Origin of the sequence: Clostridium gallinarum (genome assembly GCF_014836325.1) — a bacterium.
GTDB lineage: Bacteria > Bacillota > Clostridia > Clostridiales > Clostridiaceae > Clostridium > Clostridium gallinarum.
This window is the reverse complement of sequence record NZ_JACSQZ010000057.1, coordinates 1-21,197: the sequence shown is the minus strand read 5'-3', so window position 1 is coordinate 21,197 and position 21,197 is coordinate 1. Positions and strand designations below refer to the sequence as shown.

General features: G+C 26.7%; 19 protein-coding genes. 4 read left to right on the top strand and 15 right to left on the bottom strand.

The annotated features are described in order from the left end of the window. From H9660_RS12990 to H9660_RS12965, 6 genes are all read right to left on the bottom strand, one after another. Positions 1–1,436 (bottom strand): hypothetical protein (locus tag H9660_RS12990; RefSeq protein WP_191750810.1); only part of this gene is annotated, 1,436 nt, incomplete at its 3' end. 189 nt (positions 1,437–1,625) lie between these two features. After that, positions 1,626–2,846 (bottom strand): tyrosine--tRNA ligase, encoded by a 1,221-nt coding sequence (gene tyrS, locus H9660_RS12985; RefSeq protein WP_191750809.1) that lies wholly within the window; start codon positions 2,844–2,846, stop codon positions 1,626–1,628. A 132-nt stretch (positions 2,847–2,978) separates the two neighbouring features. Further along, positions 2,979–3,392 (bottom strand): hypothetical protein, encoded by a 414-nt coding sequence (locus H9660_RS12980; protein ID WP_191750808.1) that lies wholly within the window; start codon positions 3,390–3,392, stop codon positions 2,979–2,981. 121 nt (positions 3,393–3,513) lie between these two features. Beyond that, positions 3,514–4,593, bottom strand: a complete 1,080-nt coding sequence (locus H9660_RS12975) for a sensor domain-containing diguanylate cyclase (RefSeq protein ID WP_191750807.1) — start codon at positions 4,591–4,593, stop codon at positions 3,514–3,516. A 134-nt stretch (positions 4,594–4,727) separates the two neighbouring features. Then, complete coding sequence (locus H9660_RS12970) at positions 4,728–5,846, bottom strand: Ger(x)C family spore germination protein (protein ID WP_191750806.1); 1,119 nt, start codon at positions 5,844–5,846, stop codon at positions 4,728–4,730. 2 nt (positions 5,847–5,848) lie between these two features. Beyond that, positions 5,849–7,261 carry a spore germination protein gene (locus H9660_RS12965; protein ID WP_191750805.1) on the bottom strand — a complete coding sequence of 471 codons (1,413 nt, stop codon included), beginning with the start codon at positions 7,259–7,261 and terminating at the stop codon, positions 5,849–5,851. A gap of 98 nt (positions 7,262–7,359) precedes the next feature. Between H9660_RS12965 and H9660_RS12960 the strand changes: the two genes are divergently transcribed. Further along, positions 7,360–8,460: an endospore germination permease gene (locus H9660_RS12960; protein ID WP_191750804.1), complete on the top strand. Its 1,101-nt coding sequence runs from the start codon at positions 7,360–7,362 to the stop codon at positions 8,458–8,460. 196 nt (positions 8,461–8,656) lie between these two features. Then, positions 8,657–8,812: a zinc-ribbon domain-containing protein gene (locus H9660_RS12955; RefSeq protein WP_191750803.1), complete on the top strand. Its 156-nt coding sequence runs from the start codon at positions 8,657–8,659 to the stop codon at positions 8,810–8,812. Between the two features lie 627 nt (positions 8,813–9,439). Here the strand turns inward: H9660_RS12955 and H9660_RS12950 are convergent. The 5 genes from H9660_RS12950 to H9660_RS12930 form a co-directional block, all read right to left on the bottom strand. Continuing rightward, positions 9,440–10,267, bottom strand: coding sequence for an ABC transporter substrate-binding protein (locus H9660_RS12950; protein ID WP_191750802.1), 828 nt, complete (start codon positions 10,265–10,267; stop codon positions 9,440–9,442). A gap of 178 nt (positions 10,268–10,445) precedes the next feature. Further along, positions 10,446–11,285, bottom strand: coding sequence for a carbohydrate ABC transporter permease (locus tag H9660_RS12945; RefSeq protein ID WP_243190666.1), 840 nt, complete (start codon positions 11,283–11,285; stop codon positions 10,446–10,448). Next, a complete protein-coding gene (locus tag H9660_RS12940) occupies positions 11,266–12,147 on the bottom strand; it encodes a carbohydrate ABC transporter permease (RefSeq protein WP_191750801.1) in 882 nt (293 codons plus the stop codon). The genes H9660_RS12945 and H9660_RS12940 overlap by 20 nt, the downstream gene beginning before the upstream one ends. Beyond that, complete coding sequence (locus H9660_RS12935) at positions 12,140–13,414, bottom strand: ABC transporter substrate-binding protein (protein ID WP_191750800.1); 1,275 nt, start codon at positions 13,412–13,414, stop codon at positions 12,140–12,142. Before H9660_RS12935 ends, H9660_RS12940 begins: the two co-directional genes overlap by 8 nt. A gap of 1 nt (position 13,415) precedes the next feature. Beyond that, positions 13,416–14,435 carry an ABC transporter ATP-binding protein gene (locus H9660_RS12930; RefSeq protein ID WP_207729476.1) on the bottom strand — a complete coding sequence of 340 codons (1,020 nt, stop codon included), beginning with the start codon at positions 14,433–14,435 and terminating at the stop codon, positions 13,416–13,418. A 355-nt stretch (positions 14,436–14,790) separates the two neighbouring features. Here H9660_RS12930 and trpS point away from each other — a divergent pair, with 355 nt between their 5' ends. Continuing rightward, positions 14,791–15,798, top strand: coding sequence for a tryptophan--tRNA ligase (gene trpS, locus H9660_RS12925; protein WP_191750799.1), 1,008 nt, complete (start codon positions 14,791–14,793; stop codon positions 15,796–15,798). Positions 15,799–15,821: 23 nt separating this feature from the next. Here trpS and galU read toward each other — a convergent pair whose 3' ends face one another. From galU to H9660_RS12910, 3 genes are all read right to left on the bottom strand, one after another. Continuing rightward, a complete protein-coding gene (gene galU / locus H9660_RS12920) occupies positions 15,822–16,691 on the bottom strand; it encodes a UTP--glucose-1-phosphate uridylyltransferase GalU (protein WP_191750798.1) in 870 nt (289 codons plus the stop codon). Positions 16,692–16,848: 157 nt separating this feature from the next. Beyond that, positions 16,849–17,739, bottom strand: coding sequence for a UDP-3-O-(3-hydroxymyristoyl)glucosamine N-acyltransferase (locus H9660_RS12915; RefSeq protein ID WP_191750797.1), 891 nt, complete (start codon positions 17,737–17,739; stop codon positions 16,849–16,851). Positions 17,740–17,759: 20 nt separating this feature from the next. Further along, a complete protein-coding gene (locus H9660_RS12910; RefSeq protein WP_191750796.1) occupies positions 17,760–18,782 on the bottom strand; it encodes a glycosyltransferase in 1,023 nt (340 codons plus the stop codon). A 259-nt stretch (positions 18,783–19,041) separates the two neighbouring features. On the opposite strand from H9660_RS12910, the gene brnQ reads away from it, so the two are divergent. Beyond that, positions 19,042–20,286, top strand: a complete 1,245-nt coding sequence (gene brnQ / locus H9660_RS12905) for a branched-chain amino acid transport system II carrier protein (protein WP_191750795.1) — start codon at positions 19,042–19,044, stop codon at positions 20,284–20,286. 221 nt (positions 20,287–20,507) lie between these two features. On the opposite strand, the gene H9660_RS12900 is transcribed toward brnQ, so the two are convergent. Continuing rightward, positions 20,508–21,197, bottom strand: a 690-nt coding sequence (locus tag H9660_RS12900; protein WP_207729475.1) for a hypothetical protein, incomplete at its 5' end; no start/stop codon positions are given.

Sequence of the window (21,197 nt, the reverse complement as noted above, 5' to 3'; positions counted from 1 at the left end):
TTAATAAAATCTTTTATAATCTCTTTTGTATTTAATTCTTTATCATTTTTATTTACACTATTTATTTCTTTAATATTTTCCTTTGTAATATCTATTTTTTCTGAATCTACTGTCTCTTTCATGGAGCTTTCTTTTTCATTTATTTCTTTATACTTCAAATTTATCCCATCATTTAATTCATTAAACTCTATTTCTGTTAATTTTATTTCTTTCCCCATAAACTTAGATAATACTTTTTCTACTTCAAATTTAGTAAAATTTAATGTTTCATTTCTTTTAAAAATTTCATTATTTTCTTTAATTAAGTATTTACTAGACTCTTTATCTATAGGCAATTCTTCCGACTCTTTAAAATCTAAAATAAAATCATTTAGAAATTTTATAAATTCCTCTGGTTTTAATTTACTTATAAAATTAAAAGTTCTCTCAAACTCACTACTAGTAAATTCATTTTTTCTATTTAATAGTATATTCTTTAATTCAATATTAATATAATCTTCTGGTTTCCCTGATATAGACTTTAAAATAGAAAGTAAACTAACTTTTGAATTTTCTTCACTCTTTTTATAAGCTACATTACCAATTTTATTTTCTAAATTTATGAAATCTTTTCCTTTTATATCTTCTAAACTTTCATTCCCATAAATAAACTCATCTATATTTTCTTCTATAACTTTTTCATTTATATTATATACAGTATTTTTTCTATCCTCTAAATTAGATGTTGTTAAACCTTTTACAGAAGACCCCATTTCATTAATAATCTTTGTAATATTATTTTCACTTTTAAATATTTCATTAAACCCTTTAATATTTTCTTTATTTAACTCGATATTATTTTCAAAAAATAATAGTATATCTTCTTTTGATAATGTTTTAAACTCAACTAAAAATTCTTTTAGCACTTTACTTATCTTATTTCCCTCTAAAGTATCTACATCTATATTCTTACTTGATAAATATTTAGAAATAAAATCCTTGGCTTCATTTTCATCTTCATTAATTTTATTTAGAAACTGAATTATTCCTTTAATCTCTCTTATATTCTCTTTAGTAAGAGGTATATTAAATTTAACCATATCCTTAAGTAAAGTTAAGTCTTCTTTACTTAATCCTTCTTTAAGAATAATTTCATTAAATTCTCCTTCATTTAATTCATCATCCTTAATATTTTCACCTATTATTTTTAACTTTAACTTTCCATTTTCAAAGCCTTCAACTTGAAATCTTGTAAAGCCTTTACCTAAAGAGTCTAAGTTTCCATCTATTTCCGCTTGAAATTCCCATCCATCTATTAACCGAATAGTGGCTTCATTACTACCTTCATTTTTAATTATCTTTCCTGAGAATTTTTCACCAGTATTAAAAGTTAACTTACTGGATATTCTTTTATTATTAACATTATAGGTATTTCCTATATTGAATATTCCAGGCATTTTCTCACCTCTTAACTTCTTCTATTTTATTTATAATATCGACTACTTTATAACCTTCTTGAATAGATTACTATTTACAAATAATTTAGAAATAGTTTTGTTATATTTAAAAGCTTTTTAAATATATTCTCACTGTAAATAACTTTAGAATAAAAATTAAGGAGCCACATTTAGTAGCTCCTTAATTTTTTATTCTACAACTATTTTATTATAGTTTTTCTTTCCTCTTTTTAATAAAGCACATCCATCTTCTAAGTCAGCTTCTTCTAAAGTTCTATTAACTTCAGTAACTTTTTCACCATTTAAAGATAATCCACCTTGTTGAATTAATCTTCTTCCTTCTGCCTTAGATGGAACTATTTTATTTTCAGCCATTATATCTAATATAGTTGAACCTAACTTTTCTTTAGATATAGTTACTGTAGGTACATTACTCATATCAACTCCACCTGAGAATAATGCTTCTGCAGCTGATTTAGCTTTTAAAGCTTCTTCTTCCCCATGTACAAGCTTTGTAACTTCAAAAGCAAGTCTCTTCTTAGCTTCGTTAATAGCAGCTCCCTCTACAGCACAAATTGCTCTAACTTCATCCATAGGAACAAATGTTAATAAAGATAAACATTTTTCAACATCTGCATCATCAACATTTCTCCAATATTGATAAAAATCAAATGGTGATGTTTTTTCTGGATCAAGCCATAAAGCTCCTCCAACAGTTTTTCCCATTTTTTGTCCTTGACTATTAGTTAAAAGTGAACAAGTCATAGCCATTGCTTGACCTTGAGCTTTTCTTCTTACAAGTTCAACCCCTGCAATCATATTTGACCATTGGTCATCTCCACCTAATTGCATTTTACAACCATATTTTTGATTTAATACGTAGAAATCATATCCTTGCATTAACATATAGTTAAACTCTAAGAAAGAAAGCCCCTTTTCTAATCTTTGTTTAAAACACTCTGCTGTTAGCATTCTATTAACAGAGAAATGAACTCCAACTTCTCTTAAGAAATCTACATAATTTAAATTTAGTAGCCAATCTCCGTTGTTTACTAAGATTGCTTTATCATCAGAAAAGTCTATAAATCTTTCCATTTGTTTCTTAATTGAATCTACATTATGTTGAATTTGCTCTTTAGTAAGCATAGTTCTCATATCAGTCTTTCCAGATGGATCCCCTACCATTGCAGTTCCGCCACCAAGAAGTGCTATCGGTCTATGACCTGCCTTTTGCATATGAGCCATAAACATTAATGCAATAAAATGTCCAACATGTAAACTATCAGCTGTTGGATCAAATCCTATATAAAAAGTTATCTTTTCCTTTTCTAGCAATTCTCTTGTTTCTTCTTCATGAGTAAATTGCTTTATGTATCCACGATCTAATAACTCGTCTAAAACATTAGCCATTCTACGTATCCTCCTCTTATCTTTACTTATTATAGTATATCTTTTTATTAACATAATATCAATGTAGAATTTATATAAATTCCTAGCAATAAAAAGTGGCTGCCCTATAGACAACCACTTAGTTTATTATTTTTATGCTACGTGTTCTTTTATAAAATCAGGTAGGTCTTCCATACACTCACAATTCAAATTTATAAAAATATTTATATTATATTTTTGTGAAAACTCCTTTAACTTTTTAAATAAATTAATGGAATCAGGTATATTCTTATTTATTATATTTGATAAAGCATCTACATACACATTTTCCACATCATAATTTTGAGATATAATCCCACAAATCAATCCATAAAAACTATCGCAATCTAAAACGCCTAATTCGTTAGTATTTATAAATCTTATTTTTCCAATTAACTGTCTCATGCGCCTTCCGTCATCATCGATATAAACTGAATCACCCTTTGCTATTAATGCACGGTCATTCGCAAGCTCTATTAACTTTTTAGACTTGCCTGCACCTCTCTTTGCACAAAAAATTTGAATCACTGGAATCCACTCCTTTAATAGATTTTGCATCTTACTTTATATATATTCTTCAAGAGTGAAATTATTTACAATAACCCAAACAAAATAAAAAGATAGAGAAAATTTAATAACTCTACCTTTTTCATCTAAAAAAATGTGTACTCATAACCTTATTTTTTCCTGCATGTTTAGCTTTATAAAGATATTTATCTGCGCAGTTTATTACAGTCTCTAAAGTATTACCGTCATAAGGATAAAAACCAAGACCAAAGCTTGCAGTTATATTTTTCTTTATTTCTCCATTTGAAATATAATTTTTATATAGTGCTTCTCTAATAGAATCTATTCTCTTATATACATCACTAATATCTTTTGTACAATCTATATATAAAATTATCTCTTCTCCACCATATCTTGCAATTATATCTTTAGGTCCTAACATACTTTTTATTAAATTAGCCGTTTCTATTAAAACTTTATCTCCAAACTGATGTCCTAAAGTATCATTAATTTTTTTAAAATCATCTAAGTCTATCATTGCTATTCCATATTCATTTACATTATCATTTTCTACTCGTTCATTAACTATTTCATAAAAAGTTTTTCTATTATAAATTCCTATTAATGCATCACATTTAGCAGCTTTTTCAATTTTATTATATAAAATTGAATTTTCTAAAGCTATTGCAATTTGACCAGCAATAGAATTCAGGAAATTTTCATGAAATTCAGTTAAAAAGTTATAATGAGTATGATCAACTACAATATATCCTATGAATTTTTCTGCAACCTTAATAGGAACGCCAATTCTCGAGCGTATATAAATCCCATTTTGTTCATCTTTAGTAATTGCTTCTTTCGAATTCAAAATAAAAGCTTTATGTTCTTTTATATATTGAATACATTCATCATTAAGAGCTATGCTTTCCTTAGTTCCATTAGTAGCTTTTATAACAAATTCACCATCTTCTTGTAAATAAATAGTAGATTGAGTAACACCTATAATACCAATTATCATATCATTAATCATTGGTATTATATTTTTGCTACTTAAGTTAGAATTAATATAATTGCTAATTAATATCACATTAGAAAGCATATCTAAGCTTTTTTCATATTGTACATTAATAGAACTTAATTCCTGTATTTTACCTTCAGTGATTTTCTGATAGCTTTCGTACTCTGACTTAATTTGCTTATACTTAACTTTATAATCGTCCATACTCCCTCCCTATTTTATTATGTATAGTATGAATCGAATTCAGAGAATCTATATAAACTAATATTACTTTATTTTCCTTTTAATATCAATATATTTTTACCTTTATTTGATTTTCATTAAGATATTAAAATTTTCTACAAACTATTTTTTACTCTTCCAGTTCCCTCTATAATTATATCAACTTTCACATCTAATTCTGTTTTACTTATTGGATTTTCAATTGTAATCTTTGGATAATTAATATCTAATAGTCTTTCTATTTCGAATACATCTATTCCCTCTTCTTTATACTTTTGAAAAGAACTTAATAAATAACTTTCTACTTCTTTTTCTTTCGCTACCTTTATATAATCTAATAATTCTTTATTAACTATAGCTTCGCCTTGAATTTCGGTTATAGCAACTCTTATTTTTAAATCTTTAATTAAAGTTATTTTATCATCTTCATACTTTAATTTACTGCCAGTAGTATTACCCAAAATTTCAAGTGTTATAAACCCATTTTCATCTTGAGGATTAGTTATCTCTAAAGTTCCTTTAGTTACATTATCCATTAATAAATTATAACTCATAGCTTCTCTAGAATTTATTCTATTTACTAAAATTCCATCTTGCATAACAGAGCCTCCGCCTATCTCTATCTTTTTATCTAAGGCATCTTCTCTTATCTCAATACTGCCTATTATATAAGTGCTACCTGGCTTAACTGATGCACTTAAGTAATCATTTATATTAGCTCTCATAGCTCTTGGATTTCTTTTATTTTTATGTACTAATTCCTCAAGATATAAACCTAAATACTCCTCATCACTAGATGTAATCTTTAAAAGATCATCAACCTCTCCATAATATACAAATAAGTCTGGTTTTATTTGAAATTCTTGACTATTATTTATTAAATCTATATATTTTTTCACTCCATCTTTTGCTGCTTTTTCTGTAAATATATATGCTCTGTTTTGAGTATAATTAAGCTCATAACTAGATGCTAAGTTAATATCTCTCAAAGCTTCTAATCCTGTTTTACCAATACCTTTATATATTATTCTTTTCCCCTTATCAGAGCTTTCATTTGTACTTCTATACGGCTTAACACAATCTACATAAACTACAGCTCTACCAAAGTCATCTGTATCAAATATTATACTAGTACAAAAACTAACTTTATTTATATCCCTGTAATTAAAACATCCTACTAATAATAAAGGAAGAAAAACTATGGAAAGTATTTTAAAAAAATTTTTTAATTTCATACCTATCTCCTTCCCTTTTTAATAAAATCTTTTGAAATTCTATTTAAAGATCCTCTAAGCACTATATCTTTAAATCTATATTCACTTATACTTCCAACTGGGAATAAGAATTGATATCCTACTGAATCTAGTTCAGATAATTGTATAAGTAAAAGAATTGCTCCTGATAAAAAGCCTGGAACTCCAAATCCTGCAGAAAAGCAAACTAATATTATTGCCCAAAATGATACTGCTCCATAAAGTTTAGGTATTAAAAAATATGCTAAAGTGCTTAAAGCAACAACTATTATAGTTATTCTTGAAGCTATTCCTGCCCCTACAGCAGCTTCTCCTAATATAAGTGCTGAAACAATACTCATAGCCCCACCTATAGGCTGTGGCAATCTAAGCCCTGCTTCTTTTATAAATTGAAAGGCTAGCATCATTAATATCACTTCTATAAATGTTGGAAATGGTACTCCTGCTCTAGATACTGCAAGTCTAAACATAAATAAAGAAGGTATCATTGAAAAATGGTATGTTATTATTGCAACATATAATCCTGGAAGTAAAGTAGCTATAAAAAAAGCTGCCCATCTTAAGATTCTATTAAAATTTGTATAGTATCTATTAAGGTAATAATCATCTGGCATTTGAAAATTTTCTAAGAAAAAATATGGAACTGTAATAACAAATGGTGTTCCATCTACTATTACTCCAATTCTACCTTCTAATAACTTTGCACAAACTTCATCAGGTTTTTCTGTGTACCCAACTGTATCAAAAAAACTATTTTGAGTTTTAATAGCATCTTCTATATAGTTAGTATCTAAAATAAATCTTAAGTCTAAATTCTTAACTTTATTTTTTATTTTTTCTATCAAATCATTTGGAGCAATTTTGTCAATATAGCATATTGCTACAGATGTTTGAGATTTCTCTCCTACAACAACAGCTTCAAATTTTAAATCTGGATTTTTAATACGCCTTCTTATTAAAGCAACATTATTTACTATTAATTCGTTAAACCCTTCTCTTGGACCCTTTAGTACTGATTCTGTTTCTGGAGTGCCAACACCTCTAACTGGAAACCCCTTTGCTTCTACAAAAATTATTTCTTTATAGTCATCAAAAATTAAAGCAGGATCACCAGATAATATATGCATTATTGCATCATCTACATCCTTTGCTATATCTGTTGCTCCTATATCTAAAACATTTTCTATTACTTCCTTTACAGAATTAATGCTTCCAAGACTAGGTTTAATTTTTCCAAATCCTCTTAGAGGCAGCAGTACATATTCACTTATCATATTTACATTACATAAATCATCAATAAATACTACTGTTGCTTTACCTAAAATAGTTTGGACTTCCCTATACTTAACATCGAAGGAGTTTTTTAATTTCTCCTTTACATATTCTAAATTATTCATATACATCACCTGATTATATTATTTGTTGAAAAACTGTTTAATATTCATTTTTTTGCTAATACTAAGGAAAGAATATTTATTATAGAAAGGATTTTAATATGAATAAAATATCTAGTAAGCATTTTATGCTATTTATACTTGGTGTATCTATAATTTCATTAAAAACTTATTCATCTATCTTTGTTTCATCGGGGGGGAGAGATACTTGGATATCTTCTTTATTAGCTGGAGGTGTTTTTATTTGCTTCTTATTCTATGTAATAAAAGTTTGCCGTGTTAGTAATACATTTAATATAAATGAAGTTTTCTTTAATTCATTCCCTAAAATAGTATCCTTCATTTTATTAGGAATATTTATATTAGCTTTATTTATAAATGCTATTGAAGCTGCTGCAGTTGAAGCAAATGTACTCCATACAACTTTATTTATTGATACTCCTGTTTGGTATGCTTTAATATTTTTTATAACTCCTTCATTATTTATATTTAATAAAAAGATACGTACTATTTTAATTTTTGTTTTAGTTAGTGTATTTATTTTTATAATAAATGGAGTGCTTTTATTTGTACTATCACAGGGATATAAGGATATCAATAATCTTTTACCAGTCTTTGCTCATGGTATTGATTCAAGCTTTTTCATTACAAGTATCCTTATTCTAGGTGGTTTTTCAACCTTTATGATAGCTATTCCATTTTTAAAATTCATAGATAAACATGAAAACTTAAGTAAACATACTTTTTACTCAGGAGCTATTGCTATTGCATTTATTGTTATTTCTTTTGTTGGAGTTATAACAGCTTTTGGTCCATTAAGAGCTGCTAATATATTTTATCCAGAATTTATATTAAGCCAAAGAATTGAGTTAGCTGGCTTTTTAGAATTTGGAGAATTATTCTTTATAACTCAAACAGTAGTTGGCTTTTTTATAAAATATGTTATATCAAGCTATAGTATATTATTAATATTAGATAATTATCTAAAAAACAAAACTATTTTCATTGGAATATATACTTTTATAGTCTTCGTACTATCTTATTATTTAGGTTCTAATAATTTCTTTTTATATGATGCTCTTAAATATATACAAATCATAAATTTAATTGCTTTTTTTATTATTCCTTTTATTGTTTATAGCCTTTACTATATTAAAATAAGGAATAAAAATTTAAACTCAAACAAAAAAGATATTAATTAGTACTAATACCATTGTTTACAAAATAAATGTTATAATTTTCATAATTTTTCTTGCAATACTTGTATTTTATGCTATAATTAATATGAATATTTAAATGATTAGGAAAAATTAGATATATCTCCCCTTAAAGTTCATATTTTACCTTAAGGAAGAATTTATCAGTTTTATCCCTATGAATTTTAAGGAGGATTTTAAAATGGAAGATAAGAAAATAATATGTAAAGATTGTGGTACTGAATTTGTTTTCACAGTTGGAGAACAAGAATTCTACAAAGAAAAAGGATTCGATAACGAACCTGTAAGATGTTCTGATTGCAGAAGAGCAAGAAAAGCACAAAACAACAGAAGATAGTTTCTGTTTCTAAATACTAACTACAAAAGTAGTTAGTATTTTTTTTTATAAATTGGACAAAATACTTTAAAGACAATTAAAGGTAGGAGGAAGTGTAAATATGAACTCATTAAAAATAACTTTTACACTATTAACTTTGCTAACAATAGTTTTCTTGATATTTAAATTTTCATTTTGGACTATAAACCTAATAATAGTTTCATCAATTATCTTTCTATTAATAGATATATTTAAAAGTGCTATTTCTCAATAAATTTGGGTTGTTCTAAAATCAGCTCAAATTTATCTACTTTTACTCTTTATGAAATTATGAAAATTTTACCCTGTGAATAATTTTTTGTGATTTTCTTTCTTTAGTTTATAAAGAGATAAACATTATATGAGGTTGCCTTAGAGCGCATTCGGCGGAGCAAGGAATATAATGTTTATCTCTTTTTTCATTTTGTACTTTTAACTTCTTAAATACATATTCTTTTATTTTGAAGTGTTAAAGTTTCATAGCTATTAAATTATAAAATTTTACTCTACGAATAATATTTTTGTAATTTATTTCCTTGATTTTATAAAGAGATAAACATTGTATGAGGGCGACTTGGAGCGTATGCGACGGAGCAAGGAATATAATGTTTATCTCTTTTTTATACATGAATTTGAATCATATATATTTTTTATTTCCCCTTCTCTATACATCCATTCTTGGCATATATCGAAGTCTTCTTTTCTGTAATCTCCATTTATTTCGAAAGTAAATTTTTTAAATCCTTCTGCTATTTCTTTAGGAAAACCACAGTATTCCATAAAATAATTAACTTTTTCATCTTCAGATGAATTATTAAAAACCTCTGCTGCTTCATTTAATGCTTTATGAAAGTTTCTAACAGTTTCCTGATTATTATTGTAGAAATCTTCATCAAAACACCACATAACTAAATTTTTATCACTATTTCTTGAATCCCAAATAACTTTGCCACCATTATTAACTACTTTCGAAACAAATGGTTCAATAGCAACTAAAGCATCTATTTCCCCATTGTTTAGTGCTTGAATTCTATCATATGTATTATTAATCCAAACAATTTTAGGATTACTTATAATATCCTTTAAATCATTTTCTAAAAATAATCTAAATAATCCTCTTCTATTAACTCCAACTCTTATATCTTTTAAATCATCAGATATGTCTTTACCAGCAACTAAATTTATAGTTCTCGTTAAATTAGATGTTATAACAGCCCTTTTTCCTTTTTCAAGCATATAAAAGAAGAAGGTTGTATCTCCCATCATAGCATCTGATCTTCCTTCTAAAAATTCAATATTATTATTAAATAAAAAATCTTCATCTAAATATAAATTCATATCTATATTATATTTCTTAAATATCCCTTGCTTATCTGCAATTATTGAAGTTAAGCTTAGTGGATTTTTCTTTATTAAATTTAAATTTATTCTTACCATATTTCCTCCTTCATAATAGATTGCAAAGCAATCTTTAAATGTAGAATGTAGAATTAAGAATGTAAAATTAAGGTGGTTTTGCACAGCAAAACTTAAAATATATCGGTGCAAAGCACCTTTTGTAAAAATCCGAAGGATTTTTTTCCTTAATTCTACATTCTTCATTCTTAATTTTTCATTATCTAACGCTTCCTGATGTTATTCCTTGATATATATGTTTTTGTAAAAATATAAAAAATAAAATCATTGGAATCATACTTATTACAATTGCTGCACAAATCACTTGCCACTGTGTAGATGCAGGTCCTATAAATTTAAATAAACTAGTTGATATAGTATTTAACCCTTCCCCTGGCATATATAAAAATGGTACATAAAAATCATTGTATATGGAAATTATTTTAAGCATTATAGCTGTTGCTGTTGCAGGCTTAAGCAGTGGAAAAATAACTTTTCTATATATTTGAAAATACCCTGCACCTTCAAGCATTGCTGCTTTATCTAAATCTCTTGGAACCTTTTCTAAAGCTTGTATATAAATATAAACCATTAATACATCAGCACCTAAATATATAATTATTGGAGCAAGTCTAGTATTATATATACCTAAAGCATCAACTATTTTAAATGTTGCAACTTGAGACATTTCCATAGGTACAATTGATACAAGTAAATACATAAATAATATTAACTTCTTAAACTTAAATTCAAATCTACTTATAACAAAGGCTACCATAGAGCCTAAAATTACACTTCCTATTGCTCCAAAAAATATAAGTATAAAAGTGTTAATAAATCCAATAAGCATTTTGCCATCTACAAAGGCTTTTATATAATTTTCAAAGTAAGCAAAACTATTTGGCATAGTGATTCCACTTGTTCTAGTAAATTCATCATAAGTTTTAAAAGATCCAAAAATAACCGTTATTAAAGGCAAAAATACTACTATTGTCCAACCTATTAAGGTAGTATATTTTAATATTTTCGCTATTATAGATTTAATATTCATCTTCATCATTACTATATACCTTCTTTTGAATAATTGTAGCTAATATAATTACTATTGAGATTATTACTGCCATACTAGCTGCAAGTCCTATTTTCTTTTGTTCAAAGGCAGTTTTAATAGTTTGAAGTAAAAATGTACTAGTTCCATTAGATCCATTAGTCATTATCATAGGTATTTCAAAAACAGATATAGCTCCTATAATAAGTAAAATAAAATTAATCTTAATTATTGTATGTATATTAGGTAATATTACATATCTAACCTTTTGCATTACAGATGCTCCCTCTATTTCAGCAGCTTTTATATATTCTTTTGGTATAGATTGAATTGCTCCAAAATACATAATAAAACTTCTTCCTGTAAATCTCCAAAGAGATATACTAGCTAAAGTATAATTAACAATTCTAGGATCTCCAAGCCAGTAATGTACAAACTCTCCAAGTCCTAAACTACCAAGTGCTGCATCAAAGGTTCCACCTGGCTCAAAAAACACTCTAAACATCATTGATATAGCAACTCCACTTATAAGAGTTGGAAAAACAAAGGCTGCCTTAAAAAAACCTTTAAATTTAACTTTAAATGATAGCATAATAGCAAAAAACATTGCTATTATTATTTGAAGAATTCCAGATAAAAAATAATATAAGCTATTTTTAAACACCTGAAAATAAGCTTTATCAGTTAAAACTTTTATATAATTATCAAAACCAATAAACTCTTTAGTTTTTGATATTCCATTCCATGATGTAAAGCTATATATAACTATTTCAATTATAGGTAAAAATCCAAATAAAAATAATAATAAAATAGGAAAAAAAAGAAAGAGAAAAATAATTTGTCTTTCTTTTTTTATTAAATTTATATTATTCATTTGCTTTTGCTGCTGCTTCCCACTTAGCTTCTAATGAATTTACATAATCAGTATAACTTTCATTTTGATTTGGATATAAACCTATATTAATAACCTTTTGAAGTACATCTGTTAATCTTCCAACACCTACTTCATTAGCAATTGCAGCATACTCTGCATCAATTTCTGGAGTTTCTGTAGCTGATGTCATTACTATATTACTATTTTCAAAGATTTCTCTTTGTTCTTCATTTAAATCTTCTTTACTTGGAGAAAAACCACCTAAATCATCTGCATATCCACTTTGAGCTGAAATAAAGAATTCTAAGAAAGCTTTTGCTGTTGCTTTATTTTCACTATTTTTATTTATTCCAACTACAGATGGTGCTCCTATAGCAACACTTGTTTGACCATTAAACTTAACTGGTAATGGAGAAAGTTTTATTGTACTATTATTAGTGCTAAGACTTTGAATCATTTTTGCATCCTGAGAACCCTTCATTATCATAGCAACTTCTCCATCTGCAAGCATTTGTAATGACTTAGCAAAATCTCCTGTTATAGGATCTGCTTCTGTAAGACCATTTGAAGTTAACTCATAAAATAAATCCATTATTTCTCGTATTGGTTGCCCTTCTTTAAATGCAGTTCCAGCTTCTAACATTGCTGATCTATAATTATCTCCACCGTAAGATGTTAAAGTTCCACCCCAAGTTCCTAAAGTCTTATTATAATTTGTGTAAAAAGGAATAGCATCAGTATTTTCCTTTATCTTTTTACACGCTTCTATAAATTCTTCAGTAGAAGTTGGCATTTCTTCTACTCCAGCTTTCTTTAAAACTTCTTCATTATAAATAATTCCTAAAGTGTTTATAGCTGCAGGAAGTCCATAGGCAACATCATTGTAATCAGCCTCTGTTACATCAATATACTTTTCTTCAAGTTCTTTAACAGTGCCTAAGGCTTCAAAATAATTTTCATATTCTTCTGGAGTTCCATTCATAGTAAATGGTACAAATAAAACATCTCCATAATCTTTAGTATTCATTCTAGTCATTATGTATTGATCATAATCAGATGCTGATTCCCATACTATATCTTCAACACTTGGATAAAGTGCTTTAAAATCTTCCTCAATTTTTTCAAACAATTCATCAGCATCTGTTCTAGAGGTAACAACCTTTATAGTACCTCCAATTTCTTCACTTTTATTTTCTTCAGTTTTTTTACAACCAACCATAAGTATTGGTAACATCATTAAAGCTGCAATTATTTTCTTTCTCTTCATATTACTTACTCCTTATATTTTGTTTTGTTAATCTATCGAAAATATTAGCTTTATCAAATTTAAAACCAATATTAATTTTATCCCCTATTTTTAAATTGTTTAATCCATAATCTTTAAGAGTAAACTTCATTTCATTATTTGAAAGATAAAAAATTGTTTCACTTCCAAGATACTCAATTTTTTCTACACTTGCTTCAATAAAATCTTCATTATCATTCTCTACCTTAATAGTATCTTCTGATCTTAGCCCAATTATATATTTTCCTTTATTTAAACTATTAAATTCCTTTGGTTTATTAAATTTAATTGACTCACCAAAGAAAATACTATCTTCATCTATGTATACATCAAATAAATTTATTTGAGGTCTTCCAATAAAAGTAGCAACAAAAACATTACTTGGATTATTATATATTTCAAATGGAGTTCCTATTTGTTGAATTTCTCCATTATTTAATATCACAATTTTATCAGCCATAGATAAGGCTTCCACTTGATCATGAGTAACATATATAGTTGTTGCCTTTAACTCATTATGTAAATTTCTAATTTCATTTGAAGTAGAGTTTCTAAGCTTAGCATCTAAGTTAGACAAAGGCTCATCCATTAAAAAGCACTTAGGATTTCTAACCATAGCCCTAGCTAAAGCTATTCTTTGTCTTTGTCCACCAGATAAATTCTTTGGTTTAGACTTTAAACACTCCTCAAGCTTTAATATTTTAGCTGCCCACTTTACCTTTTCATCTATTTCCTTTTTATTTTCTTTTCTTATCTTCATTCCAAAAGCAATATTTTCATAAGCAGTTAAATGAGGATACAAAGCGTAATTTTGAAAAACCATAGAAACATCCCTATTTTTAGGCTCTATATTGTTAATTATTTTACTATCTATCCTTATTTCACCGTCAGTTATATCTTCAAAACCACAAATCAAATCCAAAAGAGTAGATTTTCCACTTCCACTTGGCCCCAATATAACTACAAACTCACCTTTTTCAATATTAAAATCTATATTCTTCAATGCATATTTTTCAGCATTATTATACTTCTTAGATAAATTTTCAAACTCTATATAGCTAATTTAAATCACCTCCAACCAATAATTTATCCAACGTTTATATTATATCTCTTTTGATTGATAAATCAATAACAATTGTTTAAACGTAGAATTTAGAATGAAGAATGTAAAATTTAGGAATAAACTCTAGAGGAGTTTATAAAATTTTATAACTCAGCTTACTGAGTTATTTCATCAAATTTTCATTTTTCACTCTTCATTTTTAATTTATTGACACACTCTCTTGTCATATCTATAATTAGTTATATAGTTAAACGTTATGGTTATTATTACGCACAAATGAAAGGAGTGCTTTAACTTGGAAAATAATACAGAAAGTAAGAAGGTAATATTTAGTGGTATCCAACCTTCTGGTCAATTAACATTAGGTAATTATCTTGGAGCCATAAAGAGTTGGGTAAAATTACAAGATGAATTTGATTGTTATTTTTGTGTAGTTGATTTACATGCAATTACTGTTAAACAAGAACCAAAGGATTTAAGACAAAGAACTTTAGAAGTTCTTGCAATATATATAGCTTCTGGAATTGTTCCTGAAAAGAATACATTATTTATTCAGTCTCATGTTCCAGCTCATAGTGAGGCAGCTTGGTTATTAACTTGTAACACTTATATGGGTGAACTTGGAAGAATGACTCAATACAAAGATAAATCTCAAAAATATGGTGATTCAATAGGTGCAGGACTATTTACTTATCCAGTTTTAATGGCTGCTGATATACTTTTATACAATGCAGACTTAGTACCTGTTGGTCAGGACCAAAAACAACATTTAGAATTAGCTAGAGATATTGCTAATAGATTTAATAATGCATATAGCCCAACCTTTAAAATACCAGATCCTTATATTCCAAAAATAGGGGCAAAGGTTATGAGCTTACAAGAGCCTACAAAGAAAATGTCTAAATCAGATGATAATCCAAATAGTTATATACTAATAATGGATCCACCTGAAGTAATTAGAAAAAAAATCTCTCGTGCAGTTACAGATAGTCTTGGAGTTATAAACTATACTGATGAACAACCAGGAGTTAAAAATCTTTTAGATATACTAATTGCAATTAAAGGAACTACAGCTGAAGAGTTAGTTGAATACTATAAAGATAAAGGCTATGCAGATTTAAAGAAAGATGTAGCTGATGCAATAGTTTCAGAATTAGAACCAGTCCAAAATAAAGTTCATGAAATTCTTAAAGATAAAAAAGGACTTGAAGAAATTTATAAGCTTGGTGCTGAAAAAGCAAGCTATGTTTCAATGAAAACATTAAGAAAAATGCAAAAGAAAATAGGATTTATTCCAAGATAAAAAAGTGCTCTTAAAGCACTTTTTTATTTATCCCAATTTCTATTTGTTAAGTATTGAATAAATGGTTCTCTAAGTTCTTCTCTTTTTAATGCAAATTCTACTGTTGCTTGTAAGAAACCAAGTTTATCTCCTACATCATATCTTCTTCCTTCAAAATCATATGCATACATAGCTTCATTTTCAATTAAAGTTTGAAGAGCATCTGTAAGTTGAATTTCTCCACCCTTACCAGGTTTAGTATTTTGTAATATATCAAATATTTGAGGAGTAATTATGTATCTTCCTAAAATTGCTACATTACTTGGTGCCTCTTCTAAAGATGGTTTTTCAACTAATTTTTTAACTTTATAAACTCTATCTTCAATATGAATCCCATCTACAATCCCATACTTATCCACATTTTCTTCTGCTACATGTTGAACACCTAAAATAGATGTTTTATATTCTTTATAACAATCCATCAATTGTTTTAAACAAGGAACTTCTGAATCTACTACATCATCCCCTAATAAAACAGCAAAAGGCTCATTACCAACGAAAGCTCTTGCACATAATATAGCATGTCCTAATCCCTTAGGCTCCTTTTGTCTTATATAGTGAATATCTACCATTTCAGATATTCCTCTTACCATTTCTAACATTTCTTGTTTATTACTCTTTTCAAGTTCCATTTCAAGTTCTACTGATTTATCAAAATGATCTTCTATACATTTTTTATTTCTTCCTGTGATTATTAATATCTCTTCTATACCTGAAGCAACAGCCTCTTCAATAATATATTGAATTGTAGGTTTATCAACTATAGGAAGCATTTCCTTTGGTTGAGCCTTTGTTGCAGGTAAAAATCTAGTTCCAAGACCTGCAGCAGGTATAATAGCTTTTCTCACTTTCATACTTATCCCTCACTAACATAATTTTACATAATAATCCAAATCTAATTTTATCATATAAATATAAATAGTTCAATTTATTGATTAATAAATTGAACTATTAAATATAATCTTTCCCTCTAAAATTTCCTATATTAATTTTATTCTCATATAGAAATATTTATCTTATATTCCTAATGAAATCTATAAATTTATCATGATTTATTGCAAAATTTCCTGATACTTTTTCTCCATCACTTAAATTTTTAGTTACTACAGAACCTAAACTTATACTAACTTTATTTCCCAATTTAAGTCCATTAGAAATTACTGATCCAAGCCCTACCCAAGAATCATCTCCTATAATAGTTCTTCCTCCAAAGGTTGATCTAGATGCAATTAGACATCTTTTTCCTACTTTAACCCCATGTTCTATATGAACTAAATTATCAAGCTTAGAATATTCTCCTATAATTGTATTATCCCAAGGATATAAAGCCTTATCTATACATGCATTATATTGAACTTCAACATTATTTTCTATTATTACTCCACCACAATGATTAACATTCATTATAATTCCATCTATCCTTTTATATTCATAACCTTCCCCACCTAATACTACTCCTGAACGTATAATAGAATTATCTCCAATTACAGTATTTTCTCTAATTACAACAAATTCTTCTATAGTTACATTTTTTCCTATAATAATATTCTTCTCACTTATAGATGATAACTTACTTATTTTGCATCCTTCGCCTATAGAAGTATTAAATTCTTTTCTCTTATATCCCTCTATACTTGACAATTTATTATGTAACTTAAAATAATCAGCTCTAGGATTTTTAGAAACTATAACACCATACTTGTCTTTAAGCTTCTCCCCTATTTCCTTTGTTGTAATTATTGCTGTTATCTTATCACTTAAACCATTTATATATTTTTCATTTTCAATAAAGGTAAGAATTTTTTCATCACATTCAGCTATAGCTAAACCTAGGGAAGTAAATTCACCATCTTTAAGTAAAGTTAAATCATTTACCAATTTTATAATTTCACTTAATAACATATTAAGCCTCCATAATTATTCTATCTTGAAATTTCTTTATTCTTTTCTTCTACTTTCTTACTTCTAACTATATAAAAGTTAACTATTCCAAATATAAAGCCTATTCCATAAGAAATATGTAAAATTGGAAAAGTTATAAATAAATATGGAAAGTGTAATAAACTTTTCTTTTTGCTTAATTTTAAACTAAAAACAGCATCTAAAATTAAATATAATACTATTGTTGAAAAATAACCTATTCTAATTAAATTAGAAAAAATACTTCCTATACCACCAAATAATAAAAATAATACAAACATAAGTGGTATTAAATGTCTTATTGAAGCTGGCTTTTTATGTTTTTGTATTACTCTAACCTTCCAAAATCCATATTGATAATATTGTCTCCATAACTTTTTAAAATCCCCTCTACTAAAATAAGTTGATTTTATTTTAGGATTTAATAAAATCTTCTTTCCTGTTTTTTGAACTCTAAAATTTAATTCATCGTCCTGATTTCTAACTAATTCCTCATCAAATAATCCAATCTCTGTTATAAACTTTCTATAATATGCACCAAATCCTACAGTGTCTACAAACGCTTCTTTTTCAGCATATCTAAATAAAGCATTTCCAACTCCAAAAGGACAACTCATAGCTTCTGCTATAGCTTCTCCTTTTATACTATCATTTATAGTTGTTATTACACCCCCTGCACATCCAACCTCTTCATTTTCTAAGGCAAGTACATTTTCCTTTACAAATTCTTTATCTGCATATGCATGAGCTCCAAAAATTATTATTATATCTGAATTACTTTTTTTAATTCCAAGATTCATTCCTGCTGGAGCAGTAAATTTTTTATTGTCTATTAAAATCACATTATTATTTTTCTTACTTATTTCATTAATTATATTTCTTGTATTATCTGTTGACATTCCATCAGCTATTATTATTTCTATTAATTCTTTTGGATAACTTTGATTTAAAAAAGAATCAATACATTGCTTAATATAATTTTCCTCGTTTCTACAAGGAATAATAATAGATACTGTTTTATTCACAATTACAACTCCTATCTAAAGTTTATACTAACCTATAAATTATCTTTACTAATTATATCACAATAAGTTTTAAATAAATAAATAAAATTATAATTTATTAATTAATATATAATTTATTAACAATCTATATATTAATTAATAATTACTTGAAGGATTTTAATCATTATGTTAATATATTTAAGTATTATTTAATATTTTTTTATAAATATTGAAGTTTTATTAGCATTTTATAAATATTTTGTAATTTATGGAGGAAAAAATGAAAAAAAGCACTAAAGATTCACTTATTGTTGGATTTGCACTATTTTCTATGTTCTTTGGAGCAGGAAACTTAATTTTCCCGGCCTTTTTAGGATATACAATTGGAAGTAAATATTTGCTTGGAATTATAGGATTTATTTTAACAGGAGTAGGAGTTCCTTTATTAGCTATTATTGCTTGTTCTAAAGGCGATGGAACCTTTAAAACATTATCAAGTAAGATCGGTCCTAAGTTTTCAGTTATATTTACTGCTATATTATTTATTGCAGTAGGACCTATGCTTGCAATTCCTAGAACTGCAGCAACTACATATGAGCTAGCAATACAGCCATTTTTCAGTAATATATCACCCTTTATAGCTATGGCAATATATTTTTTAATTAATTTATTTTTTGTTTTAAGAAAAACTTCAATTATTGATACTATTGGAAAATACTTAACTCCTGCTCTTTTAATACTTTTAGTTGTATTAATAAGTAAGGGTTTAATAATGCCTATAGGAGATATAGCTGATACTAATGTAACAAACGTTTTTCCAAATTCCTTACTAGAAGGATATCAAACTATGGATGCAATAGCAGCACTATTATTTGCTGGAATAATAACAACCTCTTTAAAATCTAAGGGTTATAAAGATAAAGATATGTCTAAAATGATTTTAAAATCAAGTTTAGTTGCTGTTGTAGGTCTAGCTTTTGTATATGGTGGATTAACTTATATAGGTGCTCAAACAGTTAATTTAGCTACATCTGATATAGGAAAAACTGGACTTTTAATTTTAATTTCTAAAAATATTTTAGGCTCTATTGGTCCTGTTATTATTGGATTAGCAATGGGACTTGCTTGTTTAACTACTTCAATTGGATTACTTACTGCAGGCTCTAACTTCTTTGATAAAATTTCAAATGGAAAATTACCATTTAAAATAAATGCTATAGTAATTTCAGTTGTTAGTTTATTTATTGCTACATTAGGAGTAGATAATATAGTAGTATTATCAGTACCTATACTTAACATACTATATCCTGTTTCAATTACACTTATTGCAACTGCACTTTTAGCTAATTACATAAATAATATTAAAGCTATTAGAATTGGAGTTTATACCTCTTTATTACTTGGAATACTACTTTCAATCCCTGGAATAAACTTAAGCTTTATTCCACTATATAATATAGGTTTTGGATGGTTAATTCCTACAGTAATATCTATAATTATTGGTTGTTTAATATTTAAAGAATAAAAAAAGTGTTAAAGTATCATATCTAGGTTCCGTCGCAAGCTCCAAGTCACCTTGCTATGATATTTTAACACTTCAAAACTAAAGGTTAGAAATTATAAAAATATTATTCAAAGGGTAATATTTTTATAATTTTCCCCAAAATAAAAAAGAGAGAAACATTATAATTTCCCAAAAGCAAAAAAGCTGAATGAGATTAGAAAATGCAATCTCATTCAGCTTTTTTAATAATAACTATCTTTTTTAGCACTTTTTATATTTTTAAAAGTTATATGAGCTAATATACTTATTATTACTATTAATCCAGACCTTAATATAATTGCTTTATATTCTTCAATATAAGGTCTATAATAAACTTCTGCTATAATATCACTTAAAAATGGTGCTACTAGTAATCCAATAAATGTAACCATCATAAAGTATCCAATTTTCTTTGGTAAATTAAATATTATTCCTTCATTCATATTCTCTACTAACATCTTATTTGTAAGTATTTTTGAAATAATTAATAGTATTATCCCAATCCCAATAAATATAATTGAAATATAATTTACTTGTAAAAAAGACATCTCATTTCCTATACTTCTACCAGTAATATATTCCGTTACTCCATTATATACGTAGCCTCTTCCATAAAATTTTCCATACATATAATAATTAAAAATATAGCTATAATTATTAATAAAAAGAAGTATATAAATAAACGAAAATATTACTCCTCCAATTAAATAATATAAGTTAGCAAATATAGAATCTAATAATGCTAAACAGCCTATTAATAACATAGACATACTAAATATTCTTAATACATCATAAATAATTATCTTATAAAAATCATTTATATATCTTAAGATTTCATAATGCTGAATATAGTTTTTACATACAATAAATAAAAATATAACAATATATATAAT